Below are 23,971 nucleotides of genomic sequence, written 5' to 3'. Positions count from 1 at the left end.
GATAAACGCAGATAGATTTTGTAAGTAGATTATTAAACAATACTTGCGCTTTTGAGTGTGAGAGTGTAAAACTCCTATTGTTGTCAACCCATTTTTTGCGCTGCTGTGGAGTTACGCCAATTAATTCCGTTATTCGATGCCTCAACCTTAAAGTGGGCTAGCCGAGCAAGATTGTTGCGCTGGCTGACATTGTTATGGGTGCTAATCGGGTTAGTAATTTTGTTTTCAGCTTCTTATGCTGTCGGAGAAGCTGATTTTGGCGATGGTTTGTACTATATCAAGCGTCAACTTATCTCTATAGTTATTGGCTTAGTCATCTTTAATTTTGTCGTTCATTCTCCATTGCAGCGCATTCTAGGCGTATCTCACTGGTTTGTACTGCTATTTCTTGCCCTAATTTTTGTCACCTTAATTCCAGGATTGGGAACAAATACTAATGGTGCTGCGCGTTGGCTGCCAATAGGTTCCTTCCAGCTTCAGCCTTCGGAATTAATTAAGCCGTTTTTGGTCGTACAAAGCGCTCGTGTTTTTGGGCAATGGCAGCGTTTAAGATGGCAATCTCGGCTAATTTGGCTGGGAATTTTTGCTTTGGTGCTAGCAGGTATATTGTTGCAGCCAAATTTGAGTACCACTGCATTATGTGGCATGGCTTTGTGGCTAATAGCGCTAGCGGCTGGATTGCCTTACATTTACTTAATTGCAACGGCTATGGGTGGGGTAATGCTTGCCTATGCCAGTATAAGCTTGAGAGACTATCAAAAGCGGCGGGTGATGTCTTTTCTCAATCCTTGGGCAGATCCGATGCAAGATGGATACCAGTTGATTCAAAGCTTGCTAGCAATTGGTTCTGGTGGTGCTTGGGGAACGGGATACGGGCTATCGCAGCAAAAACTCTTTTATCTACCGATTCAATATACAGATTTTATTTTCGCCGTGTTTGCTGAAGAATTTGGCTTTGTTGGCTGCTTGCTATTTCTGTTACTGCTAGCAACTTATGGTACTTTGGCGTTAATTGTTGCTTTTAAAGCTGAAAATGCAGTACACCGATTAATAGCGATTGGAGCAATGATTTTTATGGTCGGGCAATCGTTGTTAAATATTGGCGTAGCTTCTGGTGGTTTGCCAACTACAGGGTTGCCTCTACCTTTAGTTAGTTACGGTGGTAATTCTGTAATAGCTAGTTTGCTGATAGCTGGGTTGTTAGTGCGGGTAGCAAGAGAAAGTAGCGAGGCAAAAGTTGTCTCTTTACCAAGGCGAAGTGCTAATAATGGGCGATCGCATTTAGTCTAGTCAGAAAGGTATTTCGTCTTCTGGTTCTGGTTCAAATAAGTTTTCTCGGCTGTACCTGTCGCCGATTATTTTTGGTTCTTTTTCGGTGTCTACTTGCACGACATAGTGGTTATAAAGCCTATCTTGAACAATACGAAGCATTTCTTTATCAGTTCTATCGTTGTACGCAGCCCACTGAGTCAGTTTGACGCAGATTCGCTCTAAAAGTTTAAATGAAGTGTTGGGATGACAAGCAAGCTTATAAACCATGTTCCGATCGTTAAAAGCATCTTTATATTCACGTTCGCGTTTATCAAAATCATGATTGTATTTGGGAACGTAGTAACAATCTACTGTTTTCTCTAAAACTTCGGATGGAGTATAGGGATAGTCAATTAATAGTTTTTGAAATCGGTAATCTTCAGCAAGTTCGTTCAATAAATCAATTGGTGTCCCTAACTTCTTTTGCATGAATAAAACTATGTCCAAGGCTTTTTTAGAAACATCAGAGCGCTCAATTACTATATTCCGTATTGCAGGGGAATTATATCCTGCAAGATACTCCACTGTTGAAGGTAAAATTATAGGATTTTTAAGTATTTTTCTAAGTGCAGGCTCATCATACGAAGAACGTGCCATTTTATCTAAAAGAATTGGTGACTTCTGGACAATAGGATGCTCGACAAGTGCTGGACTAACCGCACCGTTTTCAGCTAGTTTTTCTATCATCCTTAGAGAAAGATTTGGGAGATGGGAAAATCCCCACAACAGTTCCTCACAACCAATGGATAAACATAATAATTCTTCCAAATAGGCTATGGGCATACTTGAATTAGTAAGCACCTCGTAGGTAAGATGAAGAGGAAAATTGCCATCACGCCAGTGCCAATTTGTTACCACCATGCTTTTGAGAGTATCAATTGGTGTATTAATATTTCTAGCTACAGCACAACAAATAGTTTCATCATGCTTTTCTGTCGCGGCTAGTTTTGCTAATACTTCTGGATTGGTCTTAGTGCTACGGGCTAGAGACAAACGCACAAATCGACTATCAGGTTCTTCAAGTAGTAAAAGATTAAAAACAGGATTTTCGAGAATTTGATCGGGAAATTCCTCACCTAATTTCATCAGAATATCGACTGGGGTATTAGGATTACTTGCTACTAGAGAACGGATCTCAAAATCAGAATTATTGCTTAACTCAGTCAATAAGGCGGGTGAACTTGAGGAATTACTAGCAATTTTTTTAAGCTCGCGATCGCAAAAATCCACCATTTTATCTTATTCTCTTTCAGCAACTTGTCGATGGCGATGACGAAAATATGGCTGTAAAACTTCTTCCTCTGCATCATCACTGTAAGCAGCGTTAATTTTCTCTAACAGTTGTTCGTTTTGATAGCTGCGGACAAATTCAGCTATAGTAAGCTCCATTATCCCACTGGGAGAAACTTGTAACTCGCTAGCGAGCGCTTCTACTTCCTGAAACAATGACTCTGGCATGGAAATGGCTGTCTTTACATTTGCCATAGATTTATACTTAAATATTTGAGTATTATATAACTTTCTATCTATCTAATAAAGTATAAATAGTTACATCTAATTACATTTACTTGACTTTATCAACTAAGTTAAAATTGAGCAGTAACAAGCAATACCTGCTGGATAGTCATGCTAGATACATTGCAAAATCAACTATACGAACTAGAACAGTTTGCCGATAATCTAGTTTCTAGCCAACTCATACATCTTAGCTGGGCAAGTATTGCCATCATTTTTACTGCTGGATTGCTGACGAGCTTAACTCCTTGTATGCTGTCGATGCTGCCGATTACAATTGGCTATATCGGTGGCTATGAAACCAAAAATCGCCTGCAAGCTGCGATCGCATCTACGTGGTTTGCCCTAGGTCTTGCAACTACATTAGCAGTCTTGGGCGTAGTAGCAGCATTGGTCGGACAAGTTTACGGGCAAATAGGTATTGGTTTGCCTATTATAGTTAGCATTATTGCGATTTTGATGGGCTTAAATTTACTGGAAGCTTTACCTTTACAATTACCTTCATTTGGAGGTACAGATTGGGTTTCCAAAGATTTACCCCCAGCAGTGCGTTCTTATTTAATTGGTTTAACCTTCGGTGTAGTTGCTTCGCCTTGCAGCACGCCAGTTTTAGCAACTCTACTTGCTTGGATTGCGACCACAGGCGATCTAGCTTTAGGTGCAGGATTGCTACTTGCTTATACAGCAGGTCACGTTGCACCGCTAGTATTAGCTGGAACATTCACAGCAACAATTAAAAAACTGCTAGAGTTGCGGCGGTGGTCGGGATGGATTAACCCAGTAAGTGGGGCTATCTTAGTAGGATTTGGTGTATTTTCGCTATTATTGCGGATTCCCGCAGGAATATTTTAAATAAATGACTTTAGAAGAAACATCTTTAGCAAAATCGTCTATATGGTCTGCTCCTCAAAAGTTCTTCAAACAGGAGTTTTTGCCCGTACTAACAGATTTACGCTTGGCGATTTTGTTGCTCTTGGCGATCGCACTTTTTAGTATTACTGGTACTGTAATCGAACAAGGACAGTCACCCGCCTTTTACCAAGCTAACTATCCTGAAGATCCAGCCTTGTTTGGTTTCCTTAGCTGGAAAGTTCTTTTAGCTTTAGGTTTAGACCATGTATATCGAACTTGGTGGTATCTATCTTTATTAATATTGTTTGGCACGAGTTTGACAGCTTGCACCTTTACCAGACAACTACCAGCCCTCAAAGCATCTCGGAAATGGAAGTTTTACGATAAAGCCCGTCAGTTCCAAAAACTAGCTTTGAGTGCAGAACTAGAAACAGGAACGCTAGCTGAACTAACTCAAATCCTCAACAACCGTCGCTACAAAGTATTTGCAGGTGAAAATAACAACTTATACGCCCGTAAAGGCATCGCCGGAAAGCTTGGACCGATTATAGTTCATATCGGCATTGTTGTAATTCTTGCTGGTGGGATTTGGGGCGCAATGACTGGATTTATCGGTCAAGAAATGGTCCCTAGCGGTGAAAACTTTGCCGTCCAAAATATTGTAGATGCTGGACCTTGGGCTGCACCGCAAATTCCTAAAGACTGGTCTATGCGCGTAAATCGGTTTTGGATCGACTATACGCCCAGCGGCGGTATCGACCAATTTTATTCCGACCTATCAGTTCTAGACAAACAAGGACAAGAAGTTAAGCGCAAAACAATTTTCGTTAACGAACCTCTGCGTTATAAAGGTGTAACTTTTTATCAAACAGACTGGGGAATTTCTGGGATTCGCGTTCGCTTAAATAAAAGCCCTGTTTTGCAGCTACCAATGGCAAAACTAAATACCAACGGACAAGGCAGAATTTGGGCGACGTGGATACCAACCAAACCCGATTTGAGTGAAGGCGTATCTCTACTAGCTAGAGACTTACAGGGAATGCTACTGCTATACGACACCAAAGGGCAGCTAGTTTCTACTCTCCGCGCCGGAATGTCTGCGGAAGTTAATGGCGTAACGCTGAAAATTGTCGAACTTATTGGTTCTACAGGATTGCAAATCAAAGCCGACCCCAGCGTACCAATTGTTTACACTGGCTTTGCTTTATTAATGATTGGTGTAGTTATGAGTTATGTTTCTCACTCGCAAATTTGGGCTTTGCAAGCAGATGGGCGTTTTTATGTAGGCGGTAGAACTAATCGAGCGCAAGTAGCCTTTGAACAAGAAATGCTCGATATATTGGCTCAAATTGCTCCTCAGCCGCAAGAAAAAGAAACAGAAAAAGCGATCGCATCTTAGACAGATGATGAAGCTGACTGATAGCGATAGCTATACTAAGATCGTACTTATTGGCAACTCGTAATGGTCACGCTTCAGCTTCGCCAACTGGTCGTTTACCCAGGTCAGCGCATTCAGCTTCAAGAGGTCAAATGGGACGAATTTGAAGCTATTTTAGATGAGCTAGGCAATAAACGCGCTTGTCGAGTTGCTTATAGTGATGGAATTTTAGAAATTCGGATGCCTTCACCAAAACACGAAAAAGCTAAGGTTTTGATTGGCGATATGGTCAAAATTCTTCTAGAAGAGCTTAATGTAGATAATGAGTGTTTTGGTTCTAGCACATTTAAGCGTCAAGATATGGCGAAAGGAGTTGAACCGGATGACTGTTTTTATATAGAAAATTTTGCTCAAATGATTGGCAAAGATCGAATCGATCTAAGCATCGATCCACCTCCAGATTTGGCGATTGAAGTAGATGTTACATCCAAAACTGAACTTGATGCTTATCAATCACTTGGAGTTTTAGAACTGTGGCGGTTTGAGGATGGACAACTGCGAATCAGTCTATTGCAAAATGGGCAGTATCAAGATGCAAATTTTAGTCCTCACTTTCCTAATTTTCCCATCATTGACGGTATTTCTCTGTTCCTTACTCGCAGTCAAACAGAAGGACGAAGCCAGACTCTAAAAGCCTTCCGTCAGTGGGTACGCGAATTTACTCAAGGTCGATAAAGCGCGATCGCGTTTACTCAATATATCCTCCCAAAGACCCTATACAGGCTTCTGGTGACGCACTTCAATTACTGTATGTACGTTACCGCGTGGCGAAAAATCTCCTTTAACATAAGCTTCTAAGGGGTCGCAAGCTGCTACAAAGTCATCTAAGATTTGATTAATTGATTCTTCGTGCGAAATATAGCGATCGCGATAACTATTGATATACAGCTTAATTGCCTTCAATTCCACTACCGATTTGTCGGGAACGTAGGTGATGTAAATCGTCGCGAAATCTGGATAACCTGAAAACGGACACTTACAGGTAAATTCTGGTAGCGTGACGTGAATATCGTACCTCCGCCCTACACGCGGATTGGGGAAAGTTATCAGTTTCCCTGTCTCAATCTCGCGTTCGCCATATTTCAGTTCAACTGTGGGGGATTGAGTTTCTGCGCTCGATTGCTCGGATAATTCCTGCACAGATAATGAGTTATCGATCATTTCTATAGTTTTATAAGACTAATTTTCTTGTTCCCAGTCTGGACATTGCTCGTCTTCCCACCCATATGGATGCATACCGCAAACTAACAAGTTTCCCGAATAAACTTGACCGTGATAGTTAGCGCAGCCAATACAAGCAGGGTGACGTTCGACAGTGGGAGTAACTTGGTAGGGAAAAGTCTGCTCGAAATCATCTAGCAAATCGTCACCGTAGAGATCGAACAAAGGTTCAGCCCAATCATTTAAATACTGATCGATTTCTGTAACAATTGTTTGCTGTACTTCTTGAGCGATCGCTTCTGATAGCTCAAACATTGCATCCCATACGCCTGTAATATCTGAGAAAAACTGGTCTACTTCCTCAGTAACGTTTTCTACTATCTCAAAGAATTCTTTTTGCCACTTTTCCATAGATTTGTGGGCATTTATTGACTAAATATTTTACTTGCAGCGATCGCTACGTTCTATATATAACTAAAATTTTCTACTTATTGCTATTTATCGCGCTTAAGATTTTTTAATTCTTCTTGCAATCCCAGCACTTGTTCGCGTAGCTTATCTACATCCTGAACTTGCGAGCGCGAGGTAGGTTCGTCATCAGAAAGAATCTCAATCCGGCGAGGTTCCGCAGGCGAACTATTGGTACTTGTACTACCTGCTTCTGGAGTTTGCCCAGCTTTTTGCATCATATCTTCAACAAACTTTTTGGCTTCTTCGGTATTCATTTCGCCACGAGCAACCATTTCGTCTGCTAGTTTCTGAGCTTGCGATCGCAGTTCTGAGAATTTGCCCCCTGCTTTTTCGCCTGCATAAGAAGCCAAACCAACACCAAGATAAAAAGCTTTTTGTACGATATCTCCAAAACCAGGCATGGTGAAAGCTCCGTATCCTTTGAACCAAGGGACCCGGATTCCACGCCTACCACAAGCATCCCGTATTGCTGCTACCTTCCGGTCCTGACAAGATTTAGGCGTTGCGATCGCATGGGTCCAGGTCTAAATTTGATTGTAGCATCGATAATAACGGTGCTGCACAACTCTGCTCATGAATTCACCCAAAAATCTTTTTTTTATTGCTCTACTACCGCCACAAGAAGTCAGCGATCGCGCTCATGCTATTAAGCAACACTTTGCCGATCGTTATAATAGTCGTGCAGCCCTCAAATCTCCCCCTCACATTACTCTGCAACCGCCGTTTCCACTGCTAGATGAGGAAATTGCGCCGTTAAGAGGCTGCTTGAGCAAGTTTGCTAATTCTCAAGCTAGAGTAAAAGTAACGCTTGATGGCTTTGCTGCTTTTCCGCCGCGAGTTATTTATATCAATGTTGTCAAAACTCAGCCTTTATTAGAATTGCAAAGCAATTTAGCCTCAACGTTAGCAACCGAGTTAAAGATTATTGATGCTAAAGCTAAAAGTCGCAGTTTCTCTCCACACATGACTGTTGGTTTTAAAGATTTGAGCAAACCAAACTTTAAAGCTGCGTGGGCAGAATTTCAACACCAGCAGTTAGATTATGAATTTGTAGCTAGTGACTTAACGTTACTCAAGCATAATAGTAAGAGGTGGGAAATTGAAGAGCAGTTTCCTGTTGTTAAAGCCTTGAATAATCAAACCGATTCCTTGTAGTGCGATCGCAATTGTAGGGTGCGTTTTGAAAACGCACCCTACTCATTTCGTATGTTTACTTAGGGCGATGCACGATTTTTTCCCACAAGCGTCGTTTGCCATTAGGATCGATGCCAAATAGGCGCACGTAATCATCTTCATGATCGAGCAAACATGACTCGATTGCAATTATTGCTTCTGATTCGCCAGTAATAATTTGCCCGCAACTTTGCCACGAATTCATGGCAAACCTGCGCTTATCTACAAACTCAACTCCGATGTGATAGCCTTGTGTCAGATCTCTACGCAGCCGCTCTAGAGTTTCTAGTCCGATGCGATCGCTTAACACCTCATTGTAGTTAGCTAGCGGATTGAAGTAATTATCAGAGTAATGAAATTGTCCTGCTTGCTGCTTTGGTTCTGTTTGCAGTTGTACCGGCTGTTTTGGTGTGGGTGGTGCAGGTCGATCGTTATTTGCGCCTGGAGAATTATTATTAGGGCGATCGCCATTTCCTAGCAATGCTTGATTGTATTCCCTAACTAAACCGGAATTTTGGACTTGCTGTTGCTCTTTGACCATCATATTGGCATATTCCAGCAAGCGCGGCAGTTGAAAATTAGGCTTACTGAAGTTAGGCTTTCCTTCAGCGCTATTAACTACCCGCAGCGATACTTTTTCAAAACCAGTATTGTGAATAAAGTCGCGGATTTGTTCGTCGTAGATGCGCGATCGCAGCGCACTAAAGAAATCCACTGGTTGATTGACAAATGTATCTACAAGTCTTTCAATATCCCCACTTGGCAGATTATCCTGCTCAAATATACCTTTAACAATGCCTACCTTATCTGCGCGATCGGGTAGCCAATAAAACTTTTCCATCCGCCCGTCACGAATTAGCGGTGCGTACAGCGTAGAAAAGTCATTACCCGTAACAATAATTGGCACTCTATGCAACGGTGTCGCGTCATAACTTCCAGGCAATTGCACGTCTGTGGGATTGTCGGCAATATTCATCAAAGTGCCGTTTACCAACTGCGTATTAACCGTATATTGCGTACCGCCATCAAACCTACCTGCACCTGCATCCAAGTCATTGATCATCAATACGCACATCTTACCGCGCACCTTAATTAATTCTGCGGCTTCTCGATAGCGCAAGCGAATTAATCTAGCCGGGTCGCCTGCATCTGGGCTTTCTAACTCCCCAGCCGACATATGAATAGCTTCAACGCCCATGCGCTCAAAAACTAACTCGCATTGAAAAGACTTGCCTTCACCTTTACGCCCGTGAATGCCAAGAATTAGCGGTACGCGCACTCCAGGAAGATCGAGGAAATTTTTGGTAATGTGAACTGCTAATTTATCTAGAAAGCGTGGAGAAATGTAATAACTCATATATTAGGAAGTTGCTTAGTCCTGGCTCTACTTATCAATATTAAGATTTTCTGACTTCTGAATTACTTCGCGTCTTAAATGCTTGGCTACACTTCGCGAACGTGCCTTTGTAATTTGTATCCCCTTTAACTGCACGTAAGCCTTGATACCAATAAATAGGAGGGGCAGACGATATAAGTCCACCTCTCCTATTTGAACTAATCACAAATTATTTGCCTAGTTCCCAATTATGTGCTCAAACTTAAGACTTAGACTTAGCGTGGCTTATGCACGATAAAGCTGAGAACTTGGCACTGCTTGATATTGTCAAAGCCTACAACTCTAACATAGCAATTGGAATACTCAGAACGGCAAGCTCTAACTTCGCTTAATACCTCATCTGTGCCTCTAGCACCAAACAAAGGTAACTTCCACAAAGTCCAGAAGAATACTGTTGGATCTGAATTTTCGTTAAATTCGACAGCCGGAATATAGCCTTTGTCGAGAATGTATTGGATTTGCTTGGCGATTTGCTGATCGCTTAAAGGCGGCAAGTAAGAAAGAGTCTCGAACCGCTGCTGTTTGGGTAGAGTTTGCATAGCTTAGACAGGGTGTGTTGCTTAAAAAAACGATTGAGATGGAACTTAACTAGATGGATTATCTACATTTGGCTCTGAGCCAATTTGCGATTCTAGGTTGGGGCTAGGGCTAGCTGTATCTATCTGCGTCATGCGTTCTAGATACTGGCGGCGATGTTCCATATTCGCTGCCTGAATTCCGGTACGAACCATCTCTGGCAAAAAGTCAGCTATTTCCTCAGCTAAGTGCGCCCTGACTGTCAAGATCCGAAAAGCTAATTCTTGCCTTTCCCGCAATAAAGCTTGGATATAAGCTTCTCCATCTTGAATCCTCTCTCTTGATGAGAAGTTATGCAGCCAAAAGCTTGTAGGCGGATCGGTTTCGCTTAACTGACCTATAACTGTACGCACTGCCTGATAAGTCAGGTAACTTTGCAGCGTCTTAGCTGTATTTTGAGCAATTTGTTTGAGATCCATACAAGCGCCCCAGCCTTTAAATAGTTATGAATTATGAGTTTTAAATTTTAAGTTAAAACTCAATTTAAAACTCAAAACTCAGAACTTAGATCAGACTGTATCCATTGCTTCAAACTCGAACTTGATTTCCTTCCAAAGTTCGCAAGCTACAGCAAGTTCGGGACTCCATCTACAAGCTTCGCGGATAACGTCGTTACCTTCACGAGCTAGGTTACGACCTTCGTTACGAGCTTGGATACAAGCTTCTAGGGCTACGCGGTTAGCGGTTGCTCCAGGAGCATTACCCCAGGGGTGTCCTAATGTTCCACCACCAAACTGTAATACTGAGTCATCGCCGAAGATTTCTACCAATGCAGGCATATGCCATACGTGGATACCACCAGAAGCAACAGCCATTACACCACCCATAGAAGCCCAATCTTGAGTGAAGTAAATACCGCGAGACTTATCTTGCTCGACGTAGTTTTCGCGGAGCAAGTCTACAAAGCCCATCGTGATACCGCGTTCGCCTTCTAACTTACCTACTACAGTTCCGGTGTGAATGTGGTCGCCACCAGACATCCGCAAGCACTTAGCTAATACGCGGAAGTGAATGCCGTGATTTTTTTGACGGTCGATTACAGCGTGCATAGCGCGGTGAATGTGCAACAAAATACCGTTGTCGCGACACCAACGAGCCAATGTAGTATTAGCTGTAAAACCTGCTGTCAAGTAGTCGTGCATGATGATGGGCATCTTGAGTTCTTTAGCAAACTCAGCCCGCTGCAACATTTGTTCGCAAGTAGGAGCGGTGACATTGAGGTAATGTCCTTTGATTTCACCTGTTTCTGCTTGGGATTTGTGAATCGCATCTGCTACGAATAAGAAGCGATCGCGCCACCGTTGGAATGGTGCAGAGTTAATGTTTTCGTCGTCTTTGGTGAAGTCCAAACCACCGCGCAGACACTCATATACTGCCCGACCGTAGTTCTTCGCCGATAAACCTAACTTAGGCTTGATCGTACAACCTAGCAAGGGACGACCGTATTTGTTCAATTTGTCCCGCTCAACTTGAATGCCGTGAGGAGGACCTTGGAATGTCTTGAGGTAAGCAACTGGAATCCGCAAGTCTTCCAAACGCAATGCGCGCAATGCTTTAAACCCAAATACGTTACCTACAATTGAGGTCAACATATTGGTTACAGAACCTTCTTCAAACAGATCCAAAGGATAAGCAACGTAGCAAATATACTGGTTGTCTTCACCTGGAACTGGCTCAATATCGTAGCAACGACCTTTGTAGCGATCTAGGTCTGTCAGCAAGTCTGTCCATACAGTTGTCCATGTACCTGTAGAAGACTCAGCAGCTACGGCTGCGCCTGCTTCTTCTGGTGGTACTCCTGGCTGGGGAGTCATGCGGAATGCTGCCAAAAGATCTGTATCTTTTGGTGTATAGTCGGGCGTGTAATAAGTTAGACGGTAATCCTTAACTCCAGCTTGATATCCAGCTTTTGTCTGAGTTTTCGTTTGAGCGTAAGACATATTTTCCTTCTCAAGAAGTCAGTCGCTTCCACTTAAGTTGTTAGTTGCAAGCTGTTTTACAGCATATCAATATTTGAATAAGTTAATATTTTAATTTACTCAACAAAACTATAAAAATATTTTATCATTGTTGCATTTTATAAATTTATATTGTATTAGGCGAACAATGTATTGACAAAATTACCAAGGTGCGATCCCAAAACAAATCTAAACTTCAGTTGGGCGATCGCTCTTTAGGTGGTATGACAGAATTTTTGGCATGATGAAGCTATGAGACAAGGGGACAAGGAAGGCAAGTAAGTTAATTTTCTTATCTCCCTTGTCTCCCCCATCTTCCCCTCTCCTTGTCTCTCTCTCCATCTCACTCTAAGCAGCTATGGCAATTACTACCCAACAACTAACTCAATGGAAGCAACAGGGGCGACCAATTGTGGCGCTGACAGCTTGGGATTATGCCATAGCGCGATCGCTAGATGCTGCTGAGGTAGACCTAATCTTGGTCGGAGACACTTTAGCAATAGTTTTGGGCTACGAAAATACCCTACCTGTGACCCTAGAAGAAATGATTCACCACGCTAAAGCAGTACGCAGAGGTGTAAAACGAGCTTTAGTAGTAGTTGATTTACCATTTTTGACTTATCAAGAAAGTCCACAGCAAGCCATGCGCTCTGCAGGACGAATACTGAAGGAAACAGGCGCTCAAGCAGTGAAGTTAGAGGGTGGCTATCCAGCAATAGTGCAAACTGTAGCCCAATTAGTCCAAGCTGGTATTCCCGTACTCGGTCATGTCGGATTGACACCGCAATCTATTCATCAAGTAGGATTGCGCCAGCAAGGCAAAACCGAGGAAACTGGAGAAAGAATTTTGCTCGAAGCGATCGCTCTAGAACAAGCTGGAGCTTTTGCGATCGTTCTGGAACACATACCAGCGCAACTAGCATTGCAAATTACCCAAAAACTGACGATTCCCACAATTGGGATTGGTGCAGGACCGCATTGCAACGGACAAGTATTAGTTACATCCGATTTGCTCGGTCTTTCGGAAAAACTGCCACCTTTTGCCAAAACTTACGCCAATTTGAAAGACACAATTTTGCAAGCAGTGCAAAACTACAGTCAAGATGTACGGGAAGGCAAATTTCCTTAGCGTAGAGGCAATTATTGCAATTACCCCTACATTCACTAAGAAATTATGCGATCGCTATGAATTGGCAAAGTGCAACAATTGACATCATTTAAGCAGACTTTACCCCACTGCAACGCCCAACGCACAAGAGACACGCGGTTATCTGTCTCTGTTTTGGTCAAAATGTTACTAATGTGATTGTCAACAGTACGCTTGCTAATTTCTAGCTTTTCAGCTATCTCCTGGTTAGTTAAGCCAGCAGCTACTAGATCGATAATTTGCATTTCTCGCTCGGAAAGAGAAGCAGGCGTAGGCGATTCTGTACTAGCCATGACTTATTTTTATCCTTTTAGTATATTTACTTAGACTTCTTCTTTAATTCTAGAGGATGCTTGTAGAGTCAGACTTTGCGGTTGAGGCAATCTTCAGGCAATTTTTTAGTTTTTTTTTATTGTGACTATGTTTCCTAACCTAATTAAGCAAAAAATCTTAGTATTAATTTTTACCTGGCTGCTACTGCTATATTTGCCTCAAGATTGGTGTTTTGCCTTAGATAACAGTGCTGCTAAAAAAGTTGAGAACAATGCTCCAGCGCCAGTTCAGACACGCCCGTTACTAGATACAACGACAATTCCAGCGGAGAAAGTAAATAAGTTTGTTCAAGCCTATTTGCAAGTTTGGCAACTAATATCGCAACGCCAAGGAGAACTACAAGCAGCGGAAACCGAATTAGAATCGCTGAGAATAGAGCAAGATGTAGAAGCAAAAGCATCAGCCATCATTACTCAATCAGGTTTAACCAAGCAAGAATATTTACAGTTGCTAGGACTTGCTAACGTAGATCCAGAATTTGGCGAACGAGTAGCGATGCAATTACAGGAAGCTAGACAATAGACCTCTTGCATAATTCAACAGACAAGGGATATAATGAAGAGTTCGGGAGAAAAACATAGGATTGCCAATCTACAGAGCATTGCCTACTTTTGCACGAAGTTTAATAAGTTTGAGGTTTGAGCCAGTGAGTTTTGAGTTGATTAAGAGTAGTTGGGAGTTTTGGTAGTAAATGAGGGCGGATTCGTCAGATAATAGCTGTGTTCTGCTGTGCTATCTGGAATGCCGATCATGAGCAATCCCCGCGTACTTTGCCTCGGTGAAATTTTATTCGATCTGCTAGCCGATCAAAAAGGGCGATCGCTCGCTCAAGTTGAATCTTGGACTCCTTACCCAGGCGGCGCACCAGCAAATGTTGCCTGTGCTTTACCCAAATTAGGTACGAGTTCTGGATTTATTGGCTGTGTTGGCGAAGATGATGCTGGAAATCAATTAGTCGAAGTATTGCAAACAGCAGCAGTAGATATTACAGGCGTACAGCGCTGTAGCGCACCTACTAGGCAAATTTATGTCGAACGCACAGAAACAGGCGATCGCATTTTTGCTGGATTTGGCGACTTAAATACTAGCGACTTTGCCGATACCCAGTTGCAAGCGGCGCAAATCCCAGAGAAACTATTTACAACTGCAGATTTCCTTGTCCTAGGGACAATCGCTCTTGCCTATCCCCACAGCCGTCAAGGCGTACATCGTGCCTTAGAACTAGCAGAGCAGTACGATGTCAAAGTAGTTTTAGATGCGAACTGGCGACCTGTATTTTGGCAGCAAGACTTCGATAGTGTCAAGCAAATCATGCAAGCAGCGTTCAAGAAAATAGATTTTCTCAAACTATCTAAAGAAGAAGCAGAACTGCTATTTGACACGAGCGATCCAGGCGCAATTACATACCGCCTAGATTTAGTAGAAGGAGTAGTAATTACAGATGGCGATCGCGGCTGTAGTTACTGTTTGTCTGAAAATGAAGGTAAGTTGCCTGCTTTTTCAATTCCAGTTGTAGATACAACAGGCGCAGGCGATAGTTTTGTTGCAGGTTTCGTACATCAACTATGCCAGTTAGGCATAAGCAGCCTCGCTAACCCAGACACAGCAAAACAAGTAGTCAACTATGCTAATGCTGCTGGGGCGTTGACTACTTTAAAACCAGGTGCGATCGCATCTCAACCTACAGCTAGTGAAGTCGAAGCTTTTTTGCGATCGCCAAAACTTGCTTAAACAAGTTCATTAGTTGCTGTTGGTTGAGGTTCCATTAGGCGAAGTAGAGTTACTATTGCCGTTAGGGTTGCTATAAATCGAATTAGAGTTGGAATTGGTAGAACTGCCGTTAGGATTGCCATAAAAGCTAGAGCTATTGTTAGAACTCCCGTTCGGTCTACCATAAATTGGACTGCTACTAGAACTACTGTTATTTGAACCACCGCTAGGACGGTTCAAGTTAGAACTGCCAAAGTTGGGAGTGTTATTAGGAGTATTTAAAGCTCCATTAGGACGGTTATAATTGGCTGCTCCGCTAGGGCTATTAAAACTATTAGCAGGGCTATTTAAAGCTCCACTAGAGTTTGTAGATGTACCGCTAGAACTATTTGGAGCGTCGGTCCGCTGTCTATAAGTTCCAGTGCGACTATCGAAAACCTCATCGTTGGGACTGGTATAAGTTCCACTGCGACTATCAAACGTAGGACTTGATACAGACGCATCAGGGCTTGTAGTTGTAGCATTACCGCTCGGTGGTGCGATCGGACTTGCTGGAGTCGTTAAGGTAGATGTAGAACCTCTAGGTGTTGTCGGGCTAATTGGAGCTGTCACAGTAGAGGTTGACCCACTGGGAATCGTCAGAGTAGATGTAGGACCTCTAGGTGTTGTTGGGCTAATTGGAGGTGTCACAGCACCAGGACTACCAAAACTCCGATTAGTAGCATTACCCCCAGGTACAAGCAAAGGACTTGCTGGTGTAGCTAGCGGGCTAGGAGTAGTCCCGCCTGTCGTCGTTCCTCCTGAAGTATTTGTACCCGTACCAGGGCTAGGAGAAGCTGTACTACCATTAGGAGCAATTGCACTCCCGCCCGTAGTTGTTCCAGGTGCGCCATTAATAGGTGGAGCGCTACCAGGTGCATTAGGAAGACTAGGTGCAACTGTAGTATCTAAGCCTGTAGAAGGTGAGAGCGGAGGTAAAGGTGATGAGGTTAGAGGACTAGGTGCAACGGTAGTCCTATTGCTAGGTATTTGATTAATAGTTGCAGAACGAGGATTTTTCTGTTGAGAAATTACAGCCGCACCGATAATCGCAACAACTCCAACAATTCCAGCCAAGCCAGCTATTTTTTGATTTTGGCTGAGGCGATCGAAAGAATACTTTAAGTTTTGCATATTTGTCTTTGCGTCTCTTTACATTCTCCTGGTTCCAGACTAGAGCGGTACAAGCCTGCATCCACCTATCTAAAGGAGGATGCGACATATACTGAAATATGTAGCTCAAACGCTTCACTCTAATTCGTAATTCGTAATTCGTAATTCGTAATTGAAGAGGTATTACATAGACACTAATACAACAAGCTAGGTGCATTGTTCCTGGCGCGAGCGTCGTAATGCGCGAATTATTTTGGTCATGGGGAAGCCCGCATAATGTAGAGACGTTGCACTGCAACGTCTCTACAACGTTAGGCATTTATCCAATAAATTCGCGCGGGTCGGTAACATAACCAGTCAACGCCGAGGCTGCGGCTGTATAAGGCGAAGCTAGATAAATCTGTGCCGTTTTCTCGCCCATCCGACCAGGAAAATTACGATTGGTAGTAGATACACAAACCTCAGCGCTGTTCATCCGTCCAAAGGTATCTTTGGGACCGCCAAGACAAGCCGCGCAAGAAGGAGCCGCAGGTTCAATGCAACCAGATTCTAAAAAGATTTCTGACAGAGTTTGTCCGTCATACTTATAAGTAAACAAATCCTCATAGACCTTTTGCGTTGCTGGTACTAAATAAGTAGGTACTTTCACCTTTTGCCCTTTGAGAATTCTTGCTGCATTCACAAAATCTGTCGTCTTACCACCCGTACAAGAACCAATATAAACGCGGTCAATCTTGACATCGCTACATTCACGCGCCAAAGCTCGATTATCTGGTGAGTGAGGTTGAGCCACTACAGGCTCTAGTTCAGCCACATTGTAGGACATATCGCTATAAAACTTGGCATCAGCATCAGTATAAACTGCCTCAAAAGGCTTATCGCTGCGCGATCGCACATAATCAAATGTCGTCTTATCTGCAGCGATTGTGCCATTTTTGCCGCCAGCTTCAATCGCCATATTGCACAGCGTCATTCTCTCTTCCATTGTCAAGCGCTCAATGGTGTCGCCAGCAAATTCCATCGTGCGATAAGTTGCTCCTGCTACGCCAATATCGCCAATAATCTGCAAAATTAAATCTTTAGCTAGCAGGTAATCGGGCATTTCACCATTCAGGACAAAACGCATAGTTGCAGGAACTTTAATCAGTAGTTTCCCCGTACCCATAATAAAACCAGCATCGGTATTGCCAATTCCCGTCGCAAATTGACCGAAAGCACCAGCATTACAAGTATGCGAATCAGTCCCAAACAATACTTCCCCAGGACGGGTATGACCTTCTTGGGCTAAAGCAATGTGGCAAACACCTTTATAATCTGGATTAGCTTTGAAGTTGCCTTTATCTGTGATGTCATAAAAGTATTTGATGCCTTGCTCTCGTGCAAAGTCGCGTAAGATATCGACATTGCGGTTAGCTCGTTCGTCTGCGGTAAAAATATAGTGGTCGGGAATTAACACGATCTTTTCCGAGTCCCATACCTTAGCATCAGCACCAAACTCGCGCTTGAATACGCCGATAGTACCAGGACCGCAAACATCGTGAGTCATTAATAAGTCAACATCAACCCAAATATTCTGTCCTGGTTCTACAACAGACTGACCAGAAGCTTTAGCCAAAATTTTTTCAGTTAGGGTCATTCCCATAGTATTTTTTGTGTCTCTCTTGTAAGCTGCAAAATTTAGGAATTTTCGGCGTTGGACTTGAAATACCGATCGCGCTGGCGTAATAAGTTATTCTATCAATTTCTTTTCGGCAATTGGGTTGATGTCAAGTAACAGCAATTCTATTTACACTACAAATTAAAAAACTCAGCCCCCTAAAATTTTTAAACATCCCTATGCTTTTTACACTGTTGTTGCTTAAAAAAAACTGTTTTTTGCATTTAGGTTGAGTAGCATTTTATACTCTATTGACTGAAGTAAAATCTTCTGAAAGAATCGCTCTGTGAAGCTAACTTCACAACAATTGCTTAAAAATTTTACAAAACGTTCAGTGTTTTCAACATACGTAAAGCAGAAGGAGAGCAACTACATTAGGATTATTCGTGGATGGATTAATTTTTAGTAGTTAGCTAACTGAAATTAGCAAAGTCCCCGAAGTAAAATCTGGCGATCGCCCTCAAGTTGACTGCTACCAATTAAACTGGCACTGTGTACAATAAGATTCAATCATTTCGCCCTAAAATTAATCTTTGCTCCACCATATCAAACCTCAAAACAGGGCTGAGTAAAAGCGAGACAGTCAAGCTACGCAGTGCAGCCTTTCTAGCGGTCACTGTTACCCTAGCTAGCTTGCTAGGAGCGCTATATACAGTATCGTCAAATCTTTTATTAAGTAACGTCAAAGTTGCTGAGGAACACAGCGCCCGTCAAAGTGTTAATGAGGCTGTGCAACAGTACGCTAAAAGTGGAACTGATATTTATTACACAAACCTCGTATGGTCTAAGTGGGACGAGACTCATAATTTCATTGAGCAGCCAAACAAAGACTATATCGCGAACAACTTCAACCCACAAATATTATCTAGTTGGAAACTTAACCTAATAGCATTAGTACATAAAAGCGGTCGAGTAGTCTTTGCTCAAGCGGGTGGCGAACATAATAAAAAATTTATCTCGATTCCTCAATCGCTCAAACAACACATCCATACTAATGATTTGCTTTTACAGCAACCTAACTCTAATCAAGAGGTAACTGGCTTTTTATTGTTACCAGAAGGGTTAATGTTAATCGCTTCCTTGCCAATTGTGCATGATGATGGTCAAGGACCTAGTTGCGGGGCTTTCATTATTGGACGCTACGTAAAAACTACTCAAATAGCTAAAAGTCTTGCCGATACTACTGAAGGGTTGCCTAGCGTATATGCAGCTAACTCTAAAACAATACCGCCAGATTTTCAAGCGGCGCGTTCTAGTTTGTCCGAGCAACAGCCGATAGTCGTGCGATCGCTCAACCAACAAAAAATAGCCGCATACACTTGGCTCAAGGATATCTATGGCAAGCCTATCTTACTATTACGAGTAGAAAAAGAGCGACAATTTTATCAGCAAGGCAAAAACAACCTGCACTACCTGCGTGTTGCCCTGCTATTTCTAGCAATAGGATTTGGCAGTATAACCTTGCTGCTATTAGATCGACTAATAATTTTTCAGTACAAGCGCCAAGAAAGCGAAGCCCGTTATCGGATTGTCGTCGGGCAAGCTTCAGAAAGTATTTTTTTGGTAGATGCACAAACCAAACACTTTATCGAAGCAAACCAAGCATTTATACAACTAATTGGTTACAGTTGCACAGAACTACTTAACTTAACCCTCAATGATGTAGTGGCACTAGAAAATAGCCAAAACTTAGAGCAAATGTTTGCTCAAGCAGATCGTTTGCATGGTTTTCATCAGTACCGCCGCAAAGATGGCAATCTCGTTGATGTAGAAGTAAGCATTAATATAATTTTTTATGCTGGCAGAAAAGTTGTTTGTCATGTAGTGCGCGATATCACCGAGCGCAAGCAAGCAGAAATGGCTCTATTAGAAAGCGAACGGCGTTTGGCTTGGCAAGCTAGCCACGATGCTTTGACTGGACTTGTCAATCGCAGACAATTCGATCGCTATTTAGAACAAGCATTAAACAACGCCAAACTCTCTGATACTTCCTATTGCTTGTGTTATTTAGATTTAGATCAATTTAAAGTCGTCAACGACACCTGCGGACACATTGCTGGCGACGAACTCCTGCGCCAAGTAACTGCTTTGCTGCAAGCGCAAGTGCGTTCCGTTGATATTCTCGCCCGCTTGGGTGGAGATGAATTTGGGCTGCTGCTACACGATTGTAATTTAGAACAAGCTGCATCTGTTGCCAATGCTTTGCGCGAGAGTATTGAAGCTTTCCGCTTTATCTGGGAAGACAAAACTTTTAGAATTGGTGTCAGCATTGGCTTAGTTGGCATGGAAAACGACGATCGCAGCCTAAGCAAAATTTTGAGCGCCGCCGATGTAGCTTGCTACGCTGCTAAAAACCAAGGGCGCAATCGGGTACATATCTATCAAACAAGCGATCGCAATCTAGCACAGCAGCAAGGCGATATGCAGTGGATTGCCCGGATCGATCGAGCTTTAGAAGAAAATCGTTTTTGCCTTTATTACCAATCAATAGTACCAACCTCACCTCATGCACCAGGTGGGGAACACTACGAAGTTTTACTTAGGCTGCGCGACGAGCAAGGCGAACTCGTACCGCCAATGGCGTTTATTCCCGCAGCGGAGCGCTATAACCTCATGCACGTTATAGATCGTTGGGTAATTCGCACGTTGTTTGCTACCCAGGCTCCACATTATCGGCAAAGTTGGCAGCGCTCTACTCTAGAGCGCTACGAATGCTTATATACTATCAACCTCTCTGGGGCAAGTATCAACGACGACTCATTTATTGAATTTCTGCATCAGCAAATATTAATGCATCAAATTCCACCGCAGGTACTTTGTTTTGAAATTACCGAAACTGTAGCAATTACTAATTTGACTAAAGCAATTAATTTCATGCAACAATTCAAGCGTCTTGGCTGTTCATTTGCTCTAGACGACTTTGGTTCGGGGATGTCATCGTTTGGTTATCTCAAAAATCTCCCTGTAGATTATCTCAAAATCGATGGTAATTTCGTCAAAGACATTCTCACCGATGCTACAGATTTAGCCATGACCGAAGCAATTAACACAGTCGGTCATGTGATGGGCATCAAAACGATCGCCGAATTTGTAGAAAACGAGGCAATTCTAGACAAACTCCGCGCATTAGGAGTAGATTACGCCCAAGGCTACGGTATCGCTAAACCAATGCCCCTACCGACTGCACAACTTTGCTCAGATTACATCATTCCCGATGCATCCGACCTAGAAGCAGCTACATACCACTTGAGTTTAGAAGAAATATTTGCCTCTAACAACCTACCATAGCTCTAACGATCGCTATTAACTGGTCAAGCCGCAAAAAGGAGCAAGAAAACCATAAATTACGAATTACGAATTACGAATTACGAATTATTTGGTCACTGGTCATTTGCATTTCTGCCAAACCTAAGTAACGTATGCCCTCTGGTGTAATTTCAAACCGACAAGGCAATACTTCTAAACCAAGAGCGATCGCATCTCTGAGCAACTTACCATAAATAGGATCGGCAGCGTCACCAGGAGCAAACACTTTGCAGTCACCGCGATTGATAAAGTACAGCATTACCGCCCGTGCTTGAGGTAACAAAGCTGTAAGTTCTCGTAAGTGCTTTTGTCCTCGCGTTGTCTCTGTATCGGGAAATAAAGCTAGTCGCCCTTGCGCCCAAGTTGTACTTTTGACTTCTATATATATTGGTTTTTCTATATCCTTACCTGCAAGCAAAAAATCTACTCGGCTTTTTTTATCCTGTCCGTAAGGAACTTCAAAGCGAATTTGCTCGTAGCTACCCAATTGCGGGAACATATACTGAGCTAATGCCAACTTAGTAATCCGATTGGGCATGGCAGTATTTACTCCTACCCAAGTAGGCTCGTTGTCTTCTACCAAAATCATCTCCCAAGTATAGGGCAGCTTGCGTGTAAGACTGCTACTTAAGGAAACTTGCACTGCACTACCTGGAGTATTCATCCCAGTCATCGGTCCGGTATTTGGACAATGAGCAGTAATAACTTCCCCTGTCAGAAGCTCAATATCTGCAAAAAATCGCTTGTAGCGTTTCAGTAAAATACCTGGATAAAGAGGTGGATATAAATATAACCAATTATTCATTTTTTCCAGCAATTTTATTGGTTTGAGCGTTCATATTATCGTTTTTTCTGCTTAAGAAGTGAAGAAATAATTGGTATTTACCTATATATCTATGTATTGGCGAGCCGAGCTAAAAACTAGCTCAATTACTGATGAGAAAATAGCTTCAGCAATTTAAACGCATTAAATTTTACTTAAAAAAATGTTTTTAATTATACATTGTTGTATTTCTTAACATACATAAATAAAGTATTTTTTTGATACTCAGTATGTATGACTGTAGCTAGTTAACAGTTTTGAGTATTCTGTTTTGTAGTATGTGCGAGCGAACCGTAGAAACAACTAATGTATAATTTTTAGCTCTCTAAAAACCGCTTGTTATCGAGATTTATCTAACTTATAACTGAAATAACTCAAATTAAACATGGTTTATGCCTTCACTTATTAATAGCTTAATATCTATTAAGTTATGAGTTAATAATTTTTTAATAAACAACTTTTTTTTACATCATCACTACTTAGTCAGCGCCTCATGCACATTTGCTTTGTAATGTAAAGGAGTCTCAATTTCCTCTTCTTTAGGGTAGAGTTTATTTTCGAGTTTCATTTGTACGAGGAATAAAATGGGGCAACCAAAAGAAGGTCACAAATTAATGCTGCTAGCATTACGTCTTAGCAACAAAAAGCTTAATTTCTGCCTCAAAAATGTAGCTGGGCTAGCACTAAGCATGATGTGGATAGCCGCAATTACCAATTCAGCACAAGCAGCACAAGAAAAGGCACGACGTGCTGATGACTTCGTAAATTCAATAGGAGTCAATACGCATTTATACTATGACGCATCAATTTATTACAAAAGGTACAACGACCTAATCAAACCCAAGTTGTTAGAATTGGGCGTTCGTCATATCCGCGACGGTTGTACGCGCAACTATAACGGTTATATGACTAGACTCAAAGAACTTAAAAATTTAGGTATTCGCACGACATTAGTTTGCGATCCGCGCTATCTGTCAGCATCATCTGCGGTAAGTTTAGTTAAAGAAATTGGTACAGATGTTATTGAATCTGTGCAGGTAACTAATGAATACAACCTCAGCGGTGATGGTAACTGGGCGAACAATCTGCGTAACTACCAAAAGCAGTTGTGGCAAGGAATGAAAGGAAGCTCAAGTACAGCAGGTATAAAAATTTACGGTCCTGCTTTATCAGGGGCATCAGCCTATTCTACCCTGGGTGACATGAGTGCTTATCAAGACTATGGCACGATGAATAACTATATGTCAGGACGCAACCCTGGAAATAGTGGTTGGGGTGGCGGTGGTTATGGTAGTCTTGATTGGAACGTGCGATCTGCTAAAAAAGCTAGCCTTTCTAAACCAGTATTAACTACAGAGACAGGCTATCACAGTGTAGTTTCTACCTCAAACGGGCATCGAGGCATTCCAGATGACGTTGCTGGCAAGTACACCCCGCGCCTAGCTTTAGTCCAGTTTAATTACGGCATTCCTCGGACATTTATCTACGAGTTCCTCAATACTTATTATGACCCAGGCTCTTTGTACATGAATTTTGGGTTGTTGCGTAACGATGGTTCGCAAAAACCCGCCTATGGGGCGCTGAAAAATTTGATTAATTTGTTGAAAGATCCAGGAGCTAGCTTCACACCTGGAACTTTAGATTACGTTCTTGGTGGCGACACTACTAATATCCGCCGCACGCTGTTGCAAAAAAGAGATGGTAAGTTCTATCTAATTTTGTGGAAAGAAGCGCTTGGGTATAACGTGGATACCAAGAAATATATTTCCGTTCCTAGTCAAAAGGTGACTGTGACTTTAAACACTTCTATCAGTAAGGCAACTACCTACATACCGAACGACTCGGCTAACTATAAGTCTTCTCAAACCTATCCCAAACAGCTTAGTATTGACGTACCCGATCGCGTAGTTGTAATTAAGTTAGAAAAGTAAGCAAATAAAAAAGGTTAAACGAATAGCTGTACTCATTTAACCTTTTTTGCTTGTTGGCAGC

General features: G+C 42.3%; 23 protein-coding genes and 1 other RNA gene. 10 read left to right on the top strand and 14 right to left on the bottom strand.

The genetic code is table 11. The features are described from left to right. The first annotated feature begins 105 nt into the window (after window positions 1-105). Window positions 106-1,290: an FtsW/RodA/SpoVE family cell cycle protein gene (locus UH38_RS08325; RefSeq protein WP_045054191.1), complete on the top strand. Its 1,185-nt coding sequence runs from the start codon at window positions 106-108 to the stop codon at window positions 1,288-1,290. On the opposite strand, the gene UH38_RS08320 is transcribed toward UH38_RS08325, so the two are convergent. Together UH38_RS08320 and UH38_RS08315 are read right to left on the bottom strand one after the other, a co-directional pair. Next, window positions 1,291-2,544, bottom strand: a complete 1,254-nt coding sequence (locus tag UH38_RS08320) for a hypothetical protein (protein ID WP_045054190.1) — start codon at window positions 2,542-2,544, stop codon at window positions 1,291-1,293. Between the two features lie 6 nt (window positions 2,545-2,550). After that, the gene (locus UH38_RS08315) at window positions 2,551-2,796 is read right to left on the bottom strand and encodes a hypothetical protein (protein ID WP_045054189.1); all 246 of its coding nucleotides are present in this window, start codon (window positions 2,794-2,796) and stop codon (window positions 2,551-2,553) included. Window positions 2,797-2,937: 141 nt separating this feature from the next. Between UH38_RS08315 and UH38_RS08310 the strand changes: the two genes are divergently transcribed. The 3 genes from UH38_RS08310 (at window position 2,938) to UH38_RS08300 (ending at window position 5,791) form a co-directional block, all read left to right on the top strand. Continuing rightward, window positions 2,938-3,678 (top strand): cytochrome c biogenesis protein CcdA, encoded by a 741-nt coding sequence (locus tag UH38_RS08310; protein WP_045054188.1) that lies wholly within the window; start codon window positions 2,938-2,940, stop codon window positions 3,676-3,678. Between the two features lie 4 nt (window positions 3,679-3,682). Then, window positions 3,683-5,077, top strand: coding sequence for a cytochrome c biogenesis protein (locus tag UH38_RS08305; RefSeq protein ID WP_045054187.1), 1,395 nt, complete (start codon window positions 3,683-3,685; stop codon window positions 5,075-5,077). A 63-nt stretch (window positions 5,078-5,140) separates the two neighbouring features. Next, window positions 5,141-5,791, top strand: a complete 651-nt coding sequence (locus UH38_RS08300; RefSeq protein WP_045054186.1) for a Uma2 family endonuclease — start codon at window positions 5,141-5,143, stop codon at window positions 5,789-5,791. A 39-nt stretch (window positions 5,792-5,830) separates the two neighbouring features. Here the strand turns inward: UH38_RS08300 and queF are convergent, their stop codons facing one another. The 4 genes from queF to ffs form a co-directional block, all read right to left on the bottom strand. Next, on the bottom strand, window positions 5,831-6,277 hold the full coding sequence (queF, locus tag UH38_RS08295; RefSeq protein WP_045054185.1) for a preQ(1) synthase: 447 nt from the start codon (window positions 6,275-6,277) through the stop codon (window positions 5,831-5,833). Window positions 6,278-6,295: 18 nt separating this feature from the next. Beyond that, window positions 6,296-6,688 carry a hypothetical protein gene (locus UH38_RS08290; RefSeq protein ID WP_045054184.1) on the bottom strand — a complete coding sequence of 131 codons (393 nt, stop codon included), beginning with the start codon at window positions 6,686-6,688 and terminating at the stop codon, window positions 6,296-6,298. A gap of 83 nt (window positions 6,689-6,771) precedes the next feature. Then, window positions 6,772-7,149, bottom strand: coding sequence for a phasin family protein (locus tag UH38_RS08285; protein ID WP_045054183.1), 378 nt, complete (start codon window positions 7,147-7,149; stop codon window positions 6,772-6,774). Between the two features lie 27 nt (window positions 7,150-7,176). Next, an RNA gene (ffs, locus tag UH38_RS25165) (signal recognition particle sRNA small type) lies at window positions 7,177-7,273 on the bottom strand. A 48-nt stretch (window positions 7,274-7,321) separates the two neighbouring features. Here ffs and UH38_RS08280 point away from each other — a divergent pair. Next, window positions 7,322-7,903, top strand: a complete 582-nt coding sequence (locus UH38_RS08280) for a 2'-5' RNA ligase family protein (RefSeq protein WP_045054182.1) — start codon at window positions 7,322-7,324, stop codon at window positions 7,901-7,903. Window positions 7,904-7,958: 55 nt separating this feature from the next. Here UH38_RS08280 and UH38_RS08275 read toward each other — a convergent pair whose 3' ends face one another. From UH38_RS08275 to UH38_RS08260, 4 genes are all read right to left on the bottom strand, one after another. Further along, entirely contained in the window at window positions 7,959-9,278 is a 1,320-nt protein-coding gene (locus tag UH38_RS08275; protein WP_045054181.1) for an AAA family ATPase, read from the bottom strand. Between the two features lie 254 nt (window positions 9,279-9,532). Then, entirely contained in the window at window positions 9,533-9,856 is a 324-nt protein-coding gene (locus UH38_RS08270) for a ribulose bisphosphate carboxylase small subunit (RefSeq protein WP_045054180.1), read from the bottom strand. 45 nt (window positions 9,857-9,901) lie between these two features. Then, the gene (gene rcbX / locus UH38_RS08265; protein ID WP_045054179.1) at window positions 9,902-10,312 is read right to left on the bottom strand and encodes a RuBisCO chaperone RbcX; all 411 of its coding nucleotides are present in this window, start codon (window positions 10,310-10,312) and stop codon (window positions 9,902-9,904) included. A 90-nt stretch (window positions 10,313-10,402) separates the two neighbouring features. Continuing rightward, window positions 10,403-11,833: a form I ribulose bisphosphate carboxylase large subunit gene (locus UH38_RS08260; protein WP_045054178.1), complete on the bottom strand. Its 1,431-nt coding sequence runs from the start codon at window positions 11,831-11,833 to the stop codon at window positions 10,403-10,405. 376 nt (window positions 11,834-12,209) lie between these two features. On the opposite strand from UH38_RS08260, the gene panB reads away from it, so the two are divergent. Beyond that, complete coding sequence (gene panB / locus UH38_RS08255; RefSeq protein WP_045054177.1) at window positions 12,210-12,980, top strand: 3-methyl-2-oxobutanoate hydroxymethyltransferase; 771 nt, start codon at window positions 12,210-12,212, stop codon at window positions 12,978-12,980. Window positions 12,981-13,015: 35 nt separating this feature from the next. On the opposite strand, the gene pedR is transcribed toward panB, so the two are convergent. After that, the gene (gene pedR, locus UH38_RS08250; protein ID WP_045054176.1) at window positions 13,016-13,291 is read right to left on the bottom strand and encodes a photosynthetic electron transport-dependent transcriptional regulator PedR; all 276 of its coding nucleotides are present in this window, start codon (window positions 13,289-13,291) and stop codon (window positions 13,016-13,018) included. 127 nt (window positions 13,292-13,418) lie between these two features. Here pedR and UH38_RS08245 point away from each other — a divergent pair, with 127 nt between their 5' ends. Together UH38_RS08245 and UH38_RS08240 are read left to right on the top strand one after the other, a co-directional pair. Next, window positions 13,419-13,853, top strand: coding sequence for a DUF4168 domain-containing protein (locus tag UH38_RS08245; protein ID WP_082065343.1), 435 nt, complete (start codon window positions 13,419-13,421; stop codon window positions 13,851-13,853). Window positions 13,854-14,081: 228 nt separating this feature from the next. After that, a complete protein-coding gene (locus UH38_RS08240) occupies window positions 14,082-15,062 on the top strand; it encodes a carbohydrate kinase family protein (protein WP_045054175.1) in 981 nt (326 codons plus the stop codon). Window positions 15,063-15,071: 9 nt separating this feature from the next. Here the strand turns inward: UH38_RS08240 and UH38_RS08235 are convergent, their stop codons facing one another. Further along, window positions 15,072-16,214: a hypothetical protein gene (locus UH38_RS08235; RefSeq protein WP_045054174.1), complete on the bottom strand. Its 1,143-nt coding sequence runs from the start codon at window positions 16,212-16,214 to the stop codon at window positions 15,072-15,074. A 298-nt stretch (window positions 16,215-16,512) separates the two neighbouring features. Further along, complete coding sequence (locus tag UH38_RS08230) at window positions 16,513-17,835, bottom strand: 3-isopropylmalate dehydratase large subunit (RefSeq protein ID WP_045054173.1); 1,323 nt, start codon at window positions 17,833-17,835, stop codon at window positions 16,513-16,515. Between the two features lie 507 nt (window positions 17,836-18,342). Here UH38_RS08230 and UH38_RS08225 point away from each other — a divergent pair. Then, window positions 18,343-21,138 carry a bifunctional diguanylate cyclase/phosphodiesterase gene (locus tag UH38_RS08225; protein WP_052672311.1) on the top strand — a complete coding sequence of 932 codons (2,796 nt, stop codon included), beginning with the start codon at window positions 18,343-18,345 and terminating at the stop codon, window positions 21,136-21,138. 70 nt (window positions 21,139-21,208) lie between these two features. On the opposite strand, the gene sfsA is transcribed toward UH38_RS08225, so the two are convergent. Beyond that, window positions 21,209-21,961 carry a DNA/RNA nuclease SfsA gene (gene sfsA, locus UH38_RS08220; RefSeq protein ID WP_045054172.1) on the bottom strand — a complete coding sequence of 251 codons (753 nt, stop codon included), beginning with the start codon at window positions 21,959-21,961 and terminating at the stop codon, window positions 21,209-21,211. Window positions 21,962-22,563: 602 nt separating this feature from the next. Here sfsA and UH38_RS08215 point away from each other — a divergent pair. After that, window positions 22,564-23,910, top strand: coding sequence for a hypothetical protein (locus UH38_RS08215; RefSeq protein ID WP_045054171.1), 1,347 nt, complete (start codon window positions 22,564-22,566; stop codon window positions 23,908-23,910). Window positions 23,911-23,971 lie beyond the last annotated feature (61 nt).

This window comes from Aliterella atlantica CENA595 (genome assembly GCF_000952155.1).
GTDB lineage: Bacteria > Cyanobacteriota > Cyanobacteriia > Cyanobacteriales > Chroococcidiopsidaceae > Aliterella > Aliterella atlantica.
The sequence above is the reverse complement of the archived record's forward strand: the minus strand, read 5'-3'. Positions and strand labels throughout refer to the sequence as shown.